The sequence below is a fragment of the Listeria ivanovii subsp. ivanovii genome, from assembly GCF_900187025.1.
Lineage (GTDB): Bacteria > Bacillota > Bacilli > Lactobacillales > Listeriaceae > Listeria > Listeria ivanovii.
The window spans coordinates 1,025,995-1,042,075 of record NZ_LT906478.1 but is presented as its reverse complement, the minus strand read 5'-3'; the positions used below and the strand labels follow the sequence as shown (position 1 = coordinate 1,042,075).

General features: G+C 38.0%; 18 protein-coding genes and 1 pseudogene. 7 read left to right on the top strand and 12 right to left on the bottom strand.

Annotated features, from left to right (window positions below; translation table 11 throughout):
• Positions 1 to 3: 3 nt before the first annotated feature.
• From CKV67_RS05125 to pdhA, 3 genes are all read right to left on the bottom strand, one after another.
• On the bottom strand, positions 4 to 1,638 hold the full coding sequence (locus CKV67_RS05125) for a dihydrolipoyllysine-residue acetyltransferase (protein WP_025279857.1): 1,635 nt from the start codon (positions 1,636 to 1,638) through the stop codon (positions 4 to 6).
• A gap of 111 nt (positions 1,639 to 1,749) precedes the next feature.
• Positions 1,750 to 2,727: an alpha-ketoacid dehydrogenase subunit beta gene (locus CKV67_RS05120; RefSeq protein WP_014092471.1), complete on the bottom strand. Its 978-nt coding sequence runs from the start codon at positions 2,725 to 2,727 to the stop codon at positions 1,750 to 1,752.
• Between the two features lie 2 nt (positions 2,728 to 2,729).
• Positions 2,730 to 3,845, bottom strand: coding sequence for a pyruvate dehydrogenase (acetyl-transferring) E1 component subunit alpha (gene pdhA, locus CKV67_RS05115; RefSeq protein WP_003719276.1), 1,116 nt, complete (start codon positions 3,843 to 3,845; stop codon positions 2,730 to 2,732).
• A gap of 832 nt (positions 3,846 to 4,677) precedes the next feature.
• Here pdhA and def point away from each other — a divergent pair.
• Positions 4,678 to 5,229, top strand: coding sequence for a peptide deformylase (gene def, locus CKV67_RS05110; protein WP_014092470.1), 552 nt, complete (start codon positions 4,678 to 4,680; stop codon positions 5,227 to 5,229).
• Positions 5,230 to 5,300: 71 nt separating this feature from the next.
• Here the strand turns inward: def and CKV67_RS05105 are convergent.
• A pseudogene (locus tag CKV67_RS05105) lies at positions 5,301 to 5,465 on the bottom strand (flavin reductase family protein); the annotation flags it as partial.
• Positions 5,466 to 5,603: 138 nt separating this feature from the next.
• Here CKV67_RS05105 and CKV67_RS05100 point away from each other — a divergent pair.
• Both CKV67_RS05100 and CKV67_RS05095 read left to right on the top strand, forming a co-directional pair.
• Positions 5,604 to 6,599, top strand: a complete 996-nt coding sequence (locus CKV67_RS05100; protein ID WP_014092469.1) for a ThiF family adenylyltransferase — start codon at positions 5,604 to 5,606, stop codon at positions 6,597 to 6,599.
• A gap of 11 nt (positions 6,600 to 6,610) precedes the next feature.
• Positions 6,611 to 7,099 carry a MogA/MoaB family molybdenum cofactor biosynthesis protein gene (locus tag CKV67_RS05095; protein ID WP_014092468.1) on the top strand — a complete coding sequence of 163 codons (489 nt, stop codon included), beginning with the start codon at positions 6,611 to 6,613 and terminating at the stop codon, positions 7,097 to 7,099.
• Positions 7,100 to 7,130: 31 nt separating this feature from the next.
• Here CKV67_RS05095 and moaA read toward each other — a convergent pair whose 3' ends face one another.
• The 7 genes from moaA to modA form a co-directional block, all read right to left on the bottom strand.
• Entirely contained in the window at positions 7,131 to 8,132 is a 1,002-nt protein-coding gene (moaA, locus tag CKV67_RS05090) for a GTP 3',8-cyclase MoaA (protein WP_014092467.1), read from the bottom strand.
• A gap of 28 nt (positions 8,133 to 8,160) precedes the next feature.
• The gene (moaC, locus tag CKV67_RS05085) at positions 8,161 to 8,643 is read right to left on the bottom strand and encodes a cyclic pyranopterin monophosphate synthase MoaC (protein ID WP_014092466.1); all 483 of its coding nucleotides are present in this window, start codon (positions 8,641 to 8,643) and stop codon (positions 8,161 to 8,163) included.
• Between the two features lie 15 nt (positions 8,644 to 8,658).
• Positions 8,659 to 8,907 (bottom strand): molybdopterin converting factor subunit 1, encoded by a 249-nt coding sequence (moaD, locus tag CKV67_RS05080; RefSeq protein WP_025279855.1) that lies wholly within the window; start codon positions 8,905 to 8,907, stop codon positions 8,659 to 8,661.
• Positions 8,891 to 9,313: a molybdenum cofactor biosynthesis protein MoaE gene (locus CKV67_RS05075; protein WP_014092465.1), complete on the bottom strand. Its 423-nt coding sequence runs from the start codon at positions 9,311 to 9,313 to the stop codon at positions 8,891 to 8,893. Before CKV67_RS05075 ends, moaD begins: the two co-directional genes overlap by 17 nt.
• Positions 9,310 to 9,795 carry a molybdopterin-guanine dinucleotide biosynthesis protein B gene (gene mobB / locus CKV67_RS05070; protein WP_014092464.1) on the bottom strand — a complete coding sequence of 162 codons (486 nt, stop codon included), beginning with the start codon at positions 9,793 to 9,795 and terminating at the stop codon, positions 9,310 to 9,312. Before mobB ends, CKV67_RS05075 begins: the two co-directional genes overlap by 4 nt.
• Positions 9,774 to 10,997, bottom strand: coding sequence for a molybdopterin molybdotransferase MoeA (locus CKV67_RS05065; RefSeq protein WP_014092463.1), 1,224 nt, complete (start codon positions 10,995 to 10,997; stop codon positions 9,774 to 9,776). Before CKV67_RS05065 ends, mobB begins: the two co-directional genes overlap by 22 nt.
• Positions 10,998 to 11,094: 97 nt before the next feature.
• Positions 11,095 to 11,865, bottom strand: coding sequence for a molybdate ABC transporter substrate-binding protein (gene modA, locus CKV67_RS05060; RefSeq protein WP_014092462.1), 771 nt, complete (start codon positions 11,863 to 11,865; stop codon positions 11,095 to 11,097).
• A 105-nt stretch (positions 11,866 to 11,970) separates the two neighbouring features.
• Here modA and CKV67_RS05055 point away from each other — a divergent pair, with 105 nt between their 5' ends.
• From CKV67_RS05055 to CKV67_RS05040, 4 genes are all read left to right on the top strand, one after another.
• The gene (locus tag CKV67_RS05055) at positions 11,971 to 12,642 is read left to right on the top strand and encodes a molybdate ABC transporter permease subunit (RefSeq protein ID WP_014092461.1); all 672 of its coding nucleotides are present in this window, start codon (positions 11,971 to 11,973) and stop codon (positions 12,640 to 12,642) included.
• A 1-nt stretch (position 12,643) separates the two neighbouring features.
• On the top strand, positions 12,644 to 13,306 hold the full coding sequence (locus CKV67_RS05050; RefSeq protein WP_014092460.1) for an ATP-binding cassette domain-containing protein: 663 nt from the start codon (positions 12,644 to 12,646) through the stop codon (positions 13,304 to 13,306).
• Positions 13,287 to 13,868, top strand: a complete 582-nt coding sequence (locus CKV67_RS05045) for a molybdenum cofactor guanylyltransferase (RefSeq protein WP_014092459.1) — start codon at positions 13,287 to 13,289, stop codon at positions 13,866 to 13,868. The genes CKV67_RS05050 and CKV67_RS05045 overlap by 20 nt, the downstream gene beginning before the upstream one ends.
• A 67-nt stretch (positions 13,869 to 13,935) precedes the next feature.
• Positions 13,936 to 14,751 carry a DUF817 domain-containing protein gene (locus CKV67_RS05040; protein WP_014092458.1) on the top strand — a complete coding sequence of 272 codons (816 nt, stop codon included), beginning with the start codon at positions 13,936 to 13,938 and terminating at the stop codon, positions 14,749 to 14,751.
• A gap of 60 nt (positions 14,752 to 14,811) precedes the next feature.
• On the opposite strand, the gene CKV67_RS05035 is transcribed toward CKV67_RS05040, so the two are convergent.
• Positions 14,812 to 16,077: a glycoside hydrolase family 140 protein gene (locus CKV67_RS05035; RefSeq protein ID WP_014092457.1), complete on the bottom strand. Its 1,266-nt coding sequence runs from the start codon at positions 16,075 to 16,077 to the stop codon at positions 14,812 to 14,814.
• Positions 16,078 to 16,081: the final 4 nt, after the last annotated feature.

The following is a 16,081-nucleotide window of genomic DNA, read 5'->3' as shown; positions in this document are numbered from 1 at the left end:
TTGTTACACCTCCATTAGTAATAATTCTGGGTCGTTTAATAAACGTTTAATATTATTCATTGCTTTTTGAGCAGTTGCGCCGTCAATTACACGGTGGTCAAAGCTCAAGGATAGCGCTAATACTGGCGCTGCTACAATTTCGCCATCTTTTACGATAGGTTTTTGAGCAATACGACCAACACCAAGAATAGCAACTTCAGGGTAGTTAATTACTGGAGTGAACCATTGTCCGCCGGCAGAACCGATATTAGAAATAGTTGCGGAACCATGGCGCATTTCGTCAGCTGTTAATTTACCATCACGTGCTTTTCCAGCTAGTTCGTTAATTTCATCAGAGATTGCAAATACAGATTTTTTATCCGCACTTTTGATTACTGGCACATACAAGCCGTGGTCTGTGTCTGCTGCGATACCAACGTTGAAGTAATGTTTGTAAACAAGTTCTTCTGTTGCATCGTCTAAAGTTGTGTTAAGCACTGGGAAGTCACGAAGCGTTGCAACAAGAGCTTTCACCATATAAGGTAAGAAAGTAAGTTTGATACCTTTTTCAGCAGCCACTTCTTTGAAACGTTTGCGGTGCGCCATTAGGGCAGTTACTTCGATTTCGTCCATTAAAGTAACGTGTGGTGCTGTATGTTTCGAATTGACCATTGCTTTTGCAATTGCACGACGAGTTGGTGTTAGTTTTTCGCGTGTTTCTGGGTATGCATCAGAACTTGCAACTGGTTGTTTTGCTGTAGCTTTTTCTGCTTTTGGAGTAGATGCTTTGTCTTCTGCATTCGAAGTAGTAGTTGCTGCAGCTGGTTGTTCACCATTTAGGAAAGCATCAATGTCTGCTTTAACTACGCGGTTATTTTTTCCAGAGCCTGCTACTTCAGCAATATTAACGCCTTTTTCACGTGCATATTTACGTACGGAAGGCATTGCGATTACAAGGCCATTAGGATCTTTTTTAGATGATGGAGTTCCGTTTCCACCCGTTGCTGGTGCGGAAGTTGCATCGTTGTTTGCAAGTGCAGCGTCTTCTGCTGGAGATTCTGGAGTAGATTCATGACTAGCTTCTCCTTCAAAATCACCTTCGAATGTTACTAATACTTGACCAACTGTTGCTACTGTTCCTTCACTAACTAAAATATCTTTAACCGTTCCATCTACTGGAGAAGTAATTTCTTCGACAGATTTGTCGTTTTGCACTTCAAAAATGGACTGATCTTCTTCTACTTTATCGCCCGGTTGAATAAACCATTTAACAATTTCGCCTTCATGAATTCCTTCACCGATATCTGGTAATTTGAATTCAAAAATTCCTTTTCCGCTAGCTTGTGCGGGTGCAGGAGCTGATTCTGTGTTTTCTGCTTTTGGTGCTGCGCTTTCTTCTTCGGCGTCGTCTTCGTGACCTTCTACGCCATCAAATGTTACTAGTACTTGTCCAACTGTTGCAACGGTACCTTCACCAACTTTGATTTCTTTAATGGTTCCGGAAACTGGAGAAGTGATTTCTTCCACTGATTTGTCGTTTTGTACTTCAAATAGGGATTCATCTTCTTCAATTTTATCGCCTGGTTGTACAAACCATTTAACGATTTCACCTTCATGGATACCTTCACCGATATCCGGTAATTTAAATGAATATGCCATTTTTATTAAGCCTCCTGTAATTTCTAAGGTTCAGATGCACTGAACCTTAGTATGAAAATAGTTCTTTCGCATTCCAAAACTCCCCATAAGTTTTAAAATGGTTGTCATTCATTAAAATGCAATAACTTCTTTTACACGTTCGATGATATCGTTATGATTTGGTAACCAAACTGTTTCTGCTTGAGAGAACGGGAATACGCTATCTGGAGCAGCTACACGCATAACTGGCGCTTCAAGTGAAAGAATTGCTCGGTCATTGATTTCGGCAATAACGTTCGCTGCAATACCTGCTTGTTTTTGTGCTTCTTGAACAACAACAGCACGATTTGTTTTCTTAACAGAAGCAACAATTGTGTCTACATCAATTGGGCTAATTGTACGTAAATCAATAACTTCAACAGATACACCGTCTTTTTCAAGTGCTTCTGATGCTTTCATTGATTCTTGTACCATTGCACCATAAGTGATGATAGAAACGTCTGTACCTTCACGACGAACAGCTGCTTTACCAATTTCTACTGTGTATTCGCCTTCTGGAACTTCTTCACGGAAAGAACGGTATAATTTCATATGCTCAAGGAAGATAACTGGGTCGTTATCACGAATAGCTGAGATTAAAAGACCTTTTGCATCGTATGGAGTGGATGGAATTACCACTTTTAAACCAGGTGATTGAGCCATTAAGCCTTCTAAGTTATCCGCATGCATTTCTGGCGTATGAACGCCACCACCAAAAGGTGCGCGAATTGTGATTGGAGCTGTACGAGTTCCGCCTGTACGGTAACGCATACGAGCCATTTGGCCAGCAACGGAATCCATTACTTCAAATACGAAGCCGAAAAATTGGATTTCTGGAACTGGGCGGAAACCTTCAAGTGCAAGACCGATAGCAAGACCACCGATACCAGATTCAGCAAGTGGCGTATCAAATACACGATCTTCGCCAAATTTATCTTGTAATCCTTCTGTTGCACGGAATACGCCGCCATTTTTACCAACGTCTTCCCCAAAAACTAATACGTTTTCGTCTTTTTCAAGTTCTACTGCAAGCGCATCTGTAATCGCTTGAATCATTGTTTTTTGCGCCATGATTATTTCGACTCCTTCGCTTCATAGATTGCCAGTTGCTCTTTGATAGGAGCAGTTGGTGTTTCGTACATATTTTTAAGAAGATCAGTCACTGTTTGTTTTGGTGTAGCGTCTGCTTCTTTAATAGCTACTTTAATTTCTTCTTTTGCTTGATCAATAACAGCATTTTCTTTTTCTTCGTTCCAAAGTCCTTTTCCTTCTAAGAAAGTACGGAAGCGAACGATTGGGTCTTTAAGTTCCCATTCTCCGTCAAGTTCTTTTGTACGGTAACGAGTTGGATCATCACCAGAAAGTGTATGTGGACCATAGCGGTATGTCATTGTTTCAATTAGAGTTGGACCTTCACCAGCAACTGCACGTTCACGAGCGAATTTAGTTACAGCATATACTGCAAGTGGATCCATTCCGTCAACTTGTACACCTGGGATTCCAGCTGCAACTGCTTTTTGAGCTAATGTTTCAGCAGCAGATTGTTTTTCACGAGGTGTAGAAATCGCGAATTTATTGTTTTGTACTACGAAGATTGCTGGAGCATGGAAAGCACCTGCAAAGTTCATTCCTTCATAGAAGTCACCTTGAGATGAACCACCATCACCAGTATAAGTGATTACAACAGCATCTTTTTTACGTTTTTTAAGACCAAGAGCTACACCAGCAGCTTGAACAATTTGAGCACCGATGATGATTTGTGGTGATAATACATTTAAATCTTCAGGGAATTGGTTACCTACAAAGTGTCCACGAGAGAACAAGAACGCTTTTGTAAGTGGAAGTCCGTGCCAGATAAGTTGTGGCACATCACGGTAACCCGGAAGAATATAGTCATGTTTTTCAAGTGCATAGTGACTTGCAAGTTGAGATGCCTCTTGACCTGCTGTTGGAGCATAGAAACCTAGACGTCCTTGACGGTTAAGTGAGATAGAACGTTGGTCAAGTACACGAGTCCAAACCATACGAGTCATTAATTCTACTAACTCTTCATCTGTCAAATCCGGCATTAAATCTGGATTTACGATTTCTCCTTTTTCATTCAAAATTTGAACCAATTCAAATTGTTTATGAACAGCCTCAAATTGTTTCTTTACGTCGATAATAGCCTTCTTTGTTTTAGAAGCCATTTCGTATCCACCCTTTCGTCATTCACATTGTACAGCTTTAGTTTCTCGTTAGCAGGATTGCGTGCGTAACTCGCTTTTGGTCCGGTCCCTCATTCCAACTGAACGGATGTATCTAAAACTGCCATCCTGATTGTGTATTAATAATAGTAACGTAGTAAAAGAAAAGTTGTTCTATAGAAGAAGCTATTCCGGAAGCTTTTCTTTAAAATCCTATAATTATTTACGCCATCTTTCCCAGTAATTACCACAAAAAAAGCAATAAAAACATCGATTTCGAGAGAATATGTGAAAATGTTATCAATCATTCACAATGTTTTGTAAAAAAGTAAGAACTTTTCTTTTTGTTATTAAATCATTTCTGTTTTAGTTGAAAAATAGAAATTTATTAATACACTAATCTTCTCTCTTAATTTACACTACCAAGATTATGAAGTCAATAAGTTGATCTCTGTTTATTTTATCGCTTACAATGGCATTATCACTTAAATCATTCGCTTTCCACTTCTGTATTAGAAAAAGATAAAACAGAATCAAACTGTTATATAATATTGCGATTCTCGCATTACCACACCTATTTGGACTTTTTATTTACAACTCCTTCATAGTTTGTGAATTCACAAACATATTAAAATTTTGATTGTTTAATTTATACGAACATTTTTTTAATATTTAGTTATATTGTTCGCGTTTAAGACTTTCTTATTTTTAACAAATATGTCTTTAGTCCTACGAATAAGCTGTTTTTTTATTAGAAAGTAATCTTTCATTCCTTTTTTTTCGTTCTTTTGTTAAAATAAAGATATGTTATTAAAGAACAGGAGAGAATCAAATCATGCTTATGATGGACGATATTGTACGAGAAGGTCACCCGGCGCTACGTGAGGTTGCCAGTGAAGTGTCATTTCCGCTTTCAGATGAAGAAAAAAAATTAGGGCGCGAGATGCTCGAATTTCTAATTAATAGTCAAGATGAAGAACTTGCTGAAAAATATGGCTTACGTGGTGGTGTCGGAATTGCCGCACCTCAACTTGCCGTAACAAAGCGCTTTTTAGCGATTCATGTCCATGATGAAAAAGATCGACTTTATAGTTATGTGCTTTATAATCCAAAAATTCGTAGCCACTCTGTTCAACAAGCTTGTCTTTCTGGCGGAGAAGGCTGTCTTTCTGTCGACCGTGAAGTCCCAGGTTATGTTGTTCGTAGTGAACGAGTTACTATCGATGCTTTTGATGAAGATGGCACACCATTAAAATTACGATTCAAAGGCTATCCCGCGATTGTAGTTCAACACGAAATTGATCATTTAAATGGAATTATGTTTTATGACCATATTAATAAAGAAAACCCATCTTACTTGCCACCCGATGTGGATGTATTTGGTTAAAATAGAAAACCCCCGCAGAAAAATTCTGCGGGGGTTTTCTATTAGCTTTAATGGTCGCCAATTGTTTCAAGTTTACTCGCATTGCTTTCTGCTGATACACCAATAACAATCGTATTTCCAAGTGTATAAGATGATGATCCCGTTGACATCTGCGGCTTTCCCTCTTCATTTAAATAGGTTAAAACAAAGACTGGGGAGGCAGGATAAAATTTAGATGTTTCTAGTTTCTGCTTCATCGTTTGCACCTCTAATTTTTAGTATGTTTTACTCATTATAGAAGATAGCCGCGACAAATTGCAAACATAAATCAAAACTACTTTTACAGGCTCTTTTCGTTATTTTCTGGTAAAATATAATAGAAAGAAGGTGAGGACTTGGAACGCTATGATCGTCAAATGCGTGTTACAACTATTGGAAAATCTGGCCAAGCTAAACTGTTAACAAAGACGATTTTAATTGTCGGTGTTGGTGCTATCGGTTCCTATGCGGCTGAAATTTGCGCGCGAATGGGATTTGGAAAATTACTTTTAATAGACCGTGATTATGTGGAGTGGAGCAACTTGCAACGCCAATCCCTTTTTACAGAACAAGATGCATTTGAAAAACAAGCCAAAGCATATGCAGCCTGCAAAGCGCTTCGATTAATTAATAGCGAGATTGAAATCGATTATCTAGTGGAGGATGCGAATCCGGAAAGTCTAGCTACTTTTGCTACTAAAGTTGACTATATTTTAGATTGTACGGATAATTTTATGACACGAGAAATTTTAAATCAGTTTGCTTTTAACTATCGGATTCCTTGGATTTTCACTTCTTGTGCAGGCAATTATGCGAATATCATGCCGATTATCCCACCGGACTCTGCTTGTTTACACTGTTTAATCGATAATTTACCACAAACCAATGCTGCAAGTTGCGATATCATTGGTGTGGATGGCGCACTTATACCTATTGTCGCCGGCATGCAAGTTTCGCTCCTTACCCAAATGATTTTAAAGCCAGATTTTGCCGCAAATACGTATTTCCAAGTGGATAATTGGCAATTCACGTTTCGCTCACTTCAAGTGAACAAGCGACCCAATTGTTCCGGTTGTTCCTCTCAAGCCACTTTTGAAAAACCATTTTCTAAAAAAGCAGTTGCACTCTGCGGTCGAGACACGGTTCAATTTCAATTAGCACAAAAAAGTAATTATGAAGCAATCAAACAACGACTTAAAGAAGTACAAATTACCTATAATGAAAATCCCGCCCTTCTAAGCTTTGATTACCAAGCGTATCAGTTTGTTATTTTTAAAAACGGACGCGTGTTACTTCATGGTACAGAAAATATCTTGGAAGCAACAAAAATTTATCAGCTATTTTTTAATTAAAGGAGCTTATTATGGAACAAAAAACATTTATTTCTACTACTTGTAGTATTTTGACAATTAGTGATACGAGAGATATAGAGACTGATGCGAGCGGACGGTTAATTCAAACACAATTAGAAGCAGCTGGTCATCAAGTATTTTCCCGCGTGGTTGTTCCCGACAATCCCGATTTAATCTTACAAAAGGTGAAAAAACTAGCTGCCTGTGAACCCTTTTGTTTAATCACAAATGGAGGAACAGGGATTGCTAAGCGCGATGTAACTTATGAAGCGTTATTCTCGTTGATCCGACAAGAGATTCCTGGATTTGGTGAATTGTTTCGGATGCTTAGTTATGAAGAAATCGGTAGTCGAGCGATGGTATCACGTGCATTTGCTGGGTTTTCGCAAAGTGGCTTGTTAGTATTCGCTTTGCCTGGCTCAACCAACGCTTGTCACCTAGCTATGGAAAGACTAATTATCCCTGAACTTCCTCATTTAATAGCAGAACGGCAAAAATAAAAATCCGACTCGCACAAGTCGGATTTTTTGTTTAACCACCAATTTGGCTCATTCGACGCCAAGTTGGTTTATTGGATTGGACTTCATCTTGCAATTTAAGCGCCATTTCATGGTTTTCTGGCTTGTTATCAATTGCTTTTTGGACAAGTTGCATTAATTTGACTGGTTCATTAATGAAAGGGCGAATATTCATTTCTTCATCCCAGTATAGACAAGCTTTAATATAGCCATCTGCAGTTAGTCTAAGTCGATTGCAACTATCGCAAAAATGGGCACTAACTGGATGAATAACTCCAAATGTCCCTTTGGCTCCTTCTATTCGAAAATTTTCAGAAGGGCCGTTGCCACGAATCGTATCGACTGACTCGTAAGCAAATCCTGCTTCATTACATGCTTCAAAAATTGTATCCAGCGAAAGATATTTTTCTTTCCAACTTGTTCCCGCATGTCCAATTGGCATGTATTCAATAAAACGGATGTTAATGTCTTTATCTTTAGTAAATTGAAGGAAATCGGTTATTTCATCCTCATTTTGACCTTTAATTAACACAACATTTAATTTAATTGGAAATAAGCCAACCTCTTCGGCTTTTTGAATGCCATCTAATACTTTTTGTAAACGTCCCCCGCGCGTGATTGCTTGGAAACGATCTGCATGAAGGGAATCCAAGCTGATATTCACTCGGGTAAGACCAGCTTCTTTGAGTGCCTCTGCTTTTTTCGCTAAGTACATTGCATTAGTCGTAATGGAAATATCCTCGATTTCTGGAATCGACCCTAAGCCACGAACAATTTCGACAATATCTGTTCTAAGTAATGGCTCTCCACCAGTGATACGCACCTTTTTTATACCAAATTTCACCATTATTTCCATGAAACCGACAATTTCATCTTTGGATAGCACTTTTTCATGGGGCAAAAATGTCAGGCCTTCTTCGGGCATACAATAGACACACCTTAAATTGCACCGATCTGTTACTGAAATGCGAATATAATCATGTACTCGCCCAAATTTATCCGTTAATAATTGCATAAAACAAAACTCCTATCCTACAAAATAGTTACACTTCTGCTTTAAATGTCCCACTTTTCCCGCCAGTTTTCTCTACTAAATAAGTTTGCTCTATACGCATTCTTCTATCCATCGCTTTACACATATCATAAATCGTTAGCGCAGCAACTGTGACGGCGGTAAGAGCTTCCATTTCCACACCAGTTTTACCAACAGTGACCACTTCCGAAATAACCGTTAGTTTGGTTTTAGCATCATCTTGAAAAGAAATATCCGCTTTTGTTGTCATAATCGGGTGACACATCGGAATTAGTTCGCTCGTTTTTTTAGCAGCCATAATTCCTGCAACTTGAGCAACTGCCAGAACGTCCCCTTTTTCTATCTTACCTGCATGAATTCTTGCTAAAGTTTCTTCGTTCATATGGATTGTAGTGCTAGCAATAGCCCGGCGTTTTGTTTCTGATTTTGCAGTTACATCTACCATTTTCGCTCGTTTTTCTTCGTTAAAATGAGTTAAATCATCGTTTTCCATTTTCCGCCTCCTTCATCACCCACCACTAACTGGCGGAATAACGGCTATTTCTTCTATTTTCTCAGGTAAAACATCCTGATCTTGTTGAAATTCCATATTAACAGCTAGCATGCAAGTAGAAAGATCTACAGCAATCTCTGGAAATTCGCTGCTAATCAGTTCCCGCACTTCACCAACCGTTCGACATTGCTGCAAGTTTAACTTTACTTCCGTTTTATTTGTTTTCTCTACTAAAAAAGCAAAAAATTTAATTGTTGTTAACACTGGCACCACCCCACCTCGTTTTATCTATATCTTTTTCTTCTTTCCAAATAGGTACTCGTTCTTTTAATCGCTCAATAATATATCGAGATGCCTCGTAACAAGCTGCGCGATGAGGCGTGGAAACACCAATAAAAACGGCAATATCTGTTAGCTGGAGTAACCCTAGTCGGTGGACAATCACAACATCGGCGGTCCATTCTGCTTTCACTTCATCAGCTAGTTTGGTTAATTCTTTAAGTGCCATTTCTTCATAGGCAGTATAACGAATTTCTTCGGTTTGAATATTCCCCGTCCATTCACGGATTGTTCCAATAAAAATATTGATGCCACCATGCTTTTTATTGATAAGCTTTTCAGAAAGTGCTTGAATTTCGATTTTTTCTTGCTGAAGCGCTATATATTTCATTGTAAAAACTCCTTGATAATCATTTCCGCAAATTGAGTTAACTTGGCTTCCTCACCAATAAAAATGGCTTCTTCCTGTAATTCCAAATGACGAGTCGCAATTTTATGTACGGTTTTGCTATCTTTCAATTGTTCGATTTCTGCTTTTTCACGGATAAGTACAATTTTGGGGAAAGGACCTTGTTTGTATCCTTCTATCAAAATGATATCTGATTTAGGTAATTTTTGGATTGCCGTTTTTAAGTCTATTCCCGCCTGCTCCATCACAGCATATCGGCGAGAATTAGCGATAACTACCGCTTCTGCCCCGCTTTCTTGATAGGAAAAAGAATCTGTTCCTACGTGATCAATAGAAAAATCATGCGCATCATGTTTTATAGCAGAAACTGTATAATTTTCTTTACGACTGGCTTTAATTAACGCATTTAGCAAAGTCGTTTTCCCACTATTTTTAAAGCCAATTATTTGGAGGATAGTAGCCATGCTTCTACCTCTTCTCCGGTAAACTTTCCAACTTTCCCTCGTGGAATTTTAAGCAAACAAGTTGTCAAATGTAAATTTCCAAGTGCACTCGACATGTCGCTCCCTACTGGTTTTACTAAATATTCGCCAGTCTCTGAAAGCTGATAAGTCCCTCGCAAAAACCGATCAAAACCATTATTTTTCGAATAATCCGTCGCCATTTTTGCTTGGACTTGTTTTGTCGCAGTGTGTTCTTTCCCCATTAAAGTAGCGAGTACAGGCTCCACTAATAAATAAAATCCGGTAAAACAAGCGCCCGGGTTTCCAGAAAGCGCAATAATTAATGTATCATTTAACCACATCCCAGTCGTTGGACTACCTGGACGCATTTGAATTTTATTAAATAGTAATTCCGCTTCTTGTTTGGCGATATCTGCCATGAAATCAAAATCTCCTACCGATACTCCACCTGTCGTAACTATCAAATCAGCAATTTCTGTCAGTTCAAGCAATCGTCGTTTGGTATCAAGATAATTATCTGGTAGTTGTTCTGCAGCGCAAATTTCAGCATGGGACAGTTGTAAAAGATTTTCAAGTAATGGCTGATTGCTATTGTATATTTTCCCATCTGGAAGTGGATTTCCAGCAGTCACCAACTCACTGCCAGTAGATAAAATAGCTACTTTCGGTTTCCTGATGACTTGCACCTCATTAATCCCAAAGGAAGCAAGTAAACTTATCGAACCGGCATTTAGCGTATGGCCACGGTCTAAAAGTAAATCCCCTTTCGCAAATTCTGCACCAATTTCTGTAATATTACTGGTTGGTTGTGTATTTATTAGGGTGATTTCATTTTTATTGGTCGTTTCTTTTGATTGTTCAAGCATGATAATTTTGCTCGCGCTTGTTGGTACTTTTGCCCCTGTCATTATTCGGACAGTTTCACCTGGCGCAAGTGGTTTATCATATGTTTCCCCGCAAGGAACTTCCGCAACCACACGTAAAGTGATAGGATAATTTTCATCATCAGTTTCTGTAATAGCATATCCGTCATATCCCGAACGCCGAAAATAAGGAGCTGGAAAGGGGGCAAAAATCGGTTCTTGCAAAACTTGATGTAACGCACTTCCTATCCCTACCTTCTCCACTGGAAGGTGTGTAATCTGGTTGCATAAAATTTCTCTTGCTTGTTCCATTTTAATGGTGTTTCTTTTTTCAATCATCTGGGCGCACTTCCCTTCTATATAAAACTATGTATGCGTTTTCTTTAGTACCAATATACAGGAGTTTTCTCGTTTTAAAAAGCAAAGCGACTTCTCGTTAATTAGCTGATTGGAATCCATATTTTCCGAGAATTTTCTGTGCTTCTTGTTTATTCATAAAGTCTAAAAAAGTTGTTGCTGCTTTTTTCTGTTCTGAATTACTAACTTGTGCGCTGTAATAAGCAATCGGATTATGCAATTTGGCATCTATTTTAGCTGATACTTGAACTTTTTTACTTAGCAGTGCGTCTGTTTGGTATACAAAACCAGCATCCGCATTCCCAGCCTCTACATAAGATAATACTTGTCGAACATCTGTCGCAAGCACTAGTTTCGCTTTTTCCGCATCATAAAGTTGTAGATTTTCTAGTGTTTGTTTTGCATAAGCACCAGCTGGGACGGATTCTGGGTCACCAATAGCAATTTTATCGGCATGGTTAAGTAGTTGTTTTAAGTTTTGATTAGCCACTTCATTCGCGTTCTTTGGTTCAATTAATACTAATTGGTTACTAGCGAATTCACGCGCTTGCTCGGCCAAATCTTGCTCCAACAAGGTATCAGTATCTTTTTTACTAGCTAAAAGTACGCCATCAATTGGGGCACCGCTCTCTACACGTTCACGAATTTGTCCAGATCCACCAAAATCAAAAGCTAATTTGATGGTTGGATATTCTTTTTCAAAAAGTGGCTTCACTTCATCTATAGTATCTTTCAAACTTGCTGCTGCGGAAATATGTATAGTCGTTATTTTTGTCTCTTTTTGACTGCTACCACATGCTGTTAGTAGCAGTAATAATCCGCAAGTTATAATAAATCCGATTTTTTTCATCTTACCTCCCCCTTTTGTATAAATTTATTGTACTTAAGTTTGACAATTTATACCAGAGAGAATAATAATAATAGGAGTATAAAAGGGTTACCCGGGAGGAATTTTATGTTTACATCTGTTTGGCATACTTTACTCGTTGCCACTATTTCAACATTTATAGCATTTATTACGATGTTGCCACTTAGTTATTATTTTGCTGGTCGAAAATCTCGCTTTCAATTAATCGTGGAAATACTGATTCTACTACCACTTGTCTTGCCGCCTACTGTGGTGGGTCTGGTATTGCTAAATATTTTAGGACGAAATGACTTCGTTGGTGGATTTTTATGGAATACATTTGATTTTAGTTTTATTTTTTCACTTAGTGGGGCGATTGTTGCAACGACGATTATTATTTTACCCATTATGTATCAAGGGCTAAAATCTGCTTTTCTATCGATTGATCATGAGTTAGTATGGGCGGCAGAAACTCTGTCGGCTAATAAAAAACAAACTTTCCAGAAGATTATTTTACCCAATTGCTGGCAACCTATTTTAGCTGGTGTTTTACTTAGTTTTTGTCGGGCGATGGGAGAATTTGGAGCAAGTTTGATGGTAGCTGGTTATATTGAAGGGAAAACGGACACAATTGCTTCTAGTATTTACTTTATGGTACAACAAGGTGACATGCGAACAGCAATCTATCTGGGATTAATTAATGTAATTATTGGGGTGTTTGCGTTACTAGTTATTCATATTCTTACCGTACGCCAAACCCAATTGATGAGGGGGATGTAACATGCTTCGATTACAATTTCATAAAAAACTTCCTTTTCACGACCTAAATATCGACTACACCTTTGACCAACCTGTCACAGCAATGATGGGAGCTAGCGGTTCTGGAAAATCTACTTTATTCCAATGTGTGAGCGGACTTAAAACGATTGATGGTGGTACGATTGACTTCGACGGAACACCTTGGGACGATTCTACTATCTCACTCCATCTCCCCGCCACAGAACGAAAAGTAGGTTATTTATTCCAAAATCTCGCTTTATTCCCTAATATGAATGTCTATGAAAATATTGCTTTTGGGCTAAAAGTTCGAAAAAAGAAGAAAAAGGAACAACTGGAAATTCAGCAACAAGTAAGGAAAATGAGTGATTATTTGCAAATATCGCATTTACTTTATTCTTCTGTTCAAAAACTTTCTGGTGGAGAAAAACAACGTGTCGCTATGGCTCGAGCAATGATTATCGAACCAAAATTACTTTTACTTGATGAACCGTTTAATGGCTTGGATGAAGAAACGCGGCTGATTTGTATGAAACTAGTTGGACAAATGGCAAAAGATTTTCATATTCCGGTTATTTTTGTCACACATTATGCCTCGGAAGCAGAAATGATGACAGGTGAGATTTTGGTGATGCGAGATGGACGACTTGAAAAACGCAAAAGTTAATGTTGGTATCATTCTTGCTGGTGGAAAATCAAGCCGTTTTGGCGAGCCGAAAGCCTTTTTCCGAGATAAGGCTTCTGGAAAAACTTGGATAGAAATGACTGTTAACAAATTAGCGCCTTATTGCGTGCAAATTTTTATTTCTGCGAACAAAGCAAATTACCAGGAGTTAACCATTTTATTTCGTGATGAAGCAACTATCCAAATAGTCCCAGATGATCCTGCATACTTAGATTATGGACCGCTTGGTGGCATTTATGCGGTGATGCTTGCTGCCAAACAGTATGATCAAGCTAATTTCATTGTGCTCCCAACTGATATGCCTTATTTAACTAGCCATGAAATAACACAGCTCGCAGCGTACCGAAACAGCTTTGCAAAAACGAATCAAGCTAATCATTATTTAGTCGCCAATATCCCTTATGCGCTTTTCCAGCTAACTAAGTTACTTCAAAACGAGGAACATCGCGTTTTCTCGCTACTTAAAGAGCTTGATTCCGCATCCTTATTTTTTGAAAATGAGAAGCCCTTTCGAAATATTAATTACCAAAACGAACTTAATTAACCTTTTCTTGTCCATTTCTTTAGACTTTTTTGGTAAACTAAAGAAAAGAATGAGAAGAGGTTTTTTAATGGCATTTTTCCGCTTGCTTTGGACTTTTACTTGGAAACAAGCGCTTTGTTGTATTTTCCCGGGAATTATTTTTATTTCACTCGCGTTAACAAAATTGCTAGATATTCCTTTTGTTGCTCGGTATGATTTACTTTTGTTGATTTGTATTATCGCTCAGCTGCTGTTAATTAAATTTGGTTTGGAAACTTGGGATGAACTTAAAGTCATCATGATTTTTCATGTAATTGGACTTGTTCTTGAAATTTATAAAGTACATATGGGATCTTGGAGTTATCCAGAACCAGGTTTCACGAAAATATTGGGAGTCCCGCTTTATAGTGGCTTTATGTATTCCAGTATTGCGAGCTACATATGCCAAGCTTGGAAACGATTCGATTTACAGATGACTAACTGGCCGAACATTTGGCTTATTACCGCATTATGTGTAGCAATTTATGGTAATTTTTTTACGCATCATTTTATCATGGATTTTCGTTGGATTTTAATAGTTTTAGTTCTAGTACTTTTTCGAAAAACCTATGTCCACTTTAAAGTTAGTTCTGCACAGCTAAAAATGCCATTATCGTTCTCATTTTTATGTATCGCTTTTTTTATTTATCTAGCAGAAAACATTGCAAGTTTTTACGGTGCATGGGCTTATCCAGATCAGATCGTTACTTGGCGTCCAGTGCATGTTTCGAAAATCACGAGTTGGTATTTACTTGTTATTATTAGTATTATCATTGTTGCACAGTTGAAATTTATAAAAAAAGATTTAACGAATAAAGAAACCAGTAGTTTAGACACAGCAAAAGGCGAGGCAACACTTAAATAGTTACCTCGCTTTAATTATTAACCGGCAAAACAAAATTTTTTTCTAGAAAGAAATTAGGATTTATTGATGAAGTATATATAAACTATCTTTTAAAAAAGGTGTCATCTGAATTTCTGTGTTCGCTTCATGAAATACTTTTGTAAGACCAACCTTCTTACCTTGCTCCAAATCAATAGCATAATCATCTACAGAAGTAAATTGCCCTTTCAGATAAATTGGGACATTTGATGGCACATAAACGATAACTAATTTTTCGGTCTCTGCTGCTCGAATTTCTGAAGTTCGATTTAAGACTAGATTTATTGGTTTAAGTGTTGTTAAATCATTAGCTAAAATAAAGGATTTTAGAAATGCATAATCTGTAGCTCCGTCAAAATGAAGTGCTTGTCGCCAATTAAATGGAGAAACAAATCCTTCACCGAGCGCTGATCCAAATGTACTCCCTTCTTCATGCCAACTCCAAATACCATGCGCCCCATAAGTAATACCAGCTATAGCACCAGATAAAACACTTTGCCAAGCAGCTTTTCGTACATCTTCTCGGTTAAAACGACCATACTTTTGTCGACTATATCCCATCAATTCGTAGCACGGCTCTGAATTGATAACTGGCTTCCTTGGCTCTAACTGGCTAAAATGTTCTGCCAACGTATAGGCCATTGCTTGATGCTCGGAATTATGTCCAGATTGATAAAAATACAAATCGAGAGCAGGATGTGTCTGCAGTTTTTCAGGAATTTTTTTTAAACGACCACAAATATGCAAAACTTTTAGTGCTTGCGGTGCTTTTTTAGAAACAGTTTCTAAAGCTTCTAAATAATAATCTGCTACAGTTTCCGTTGGGAAATCCGTGTCCCCACTAATGATATAAACGGGGTTGAATCGATCAAAATGCTCCAACATCATTTCCGTATAAGATTTAATGTCTTCTTTTCGAAACAGCGGACTGACACCAAATTTCGCCCCCCACGTCTCCGGAATATAATTACACCACAGCAAAACAAGTGCTGGAGTAAAACCTTGATTTACTGCCATTTCTAACATTTTTTCTGCATGTTTAAAGTAAGCTTCATTTTTAGACTGTAAATCGAAAAAGCCTTCACTTATACCAAATGGCTCTTGAATACTTTCTAGTACGCTTCGATCCCATTGTGGCAAAATATTGATTTGCAGTACATTAAAACCTTGCTCTTTTCGGACTTTTAAGTAGTAGGCCCAATCGGTTAAATCAATATTCGTAAATGCACTCCAAACTGTATCTGCGAGGTAGAAAAAAGGTTCACCATTCTTCTCTATTCGACGCTTATCAGCACTTTGCGTTAACATTTTT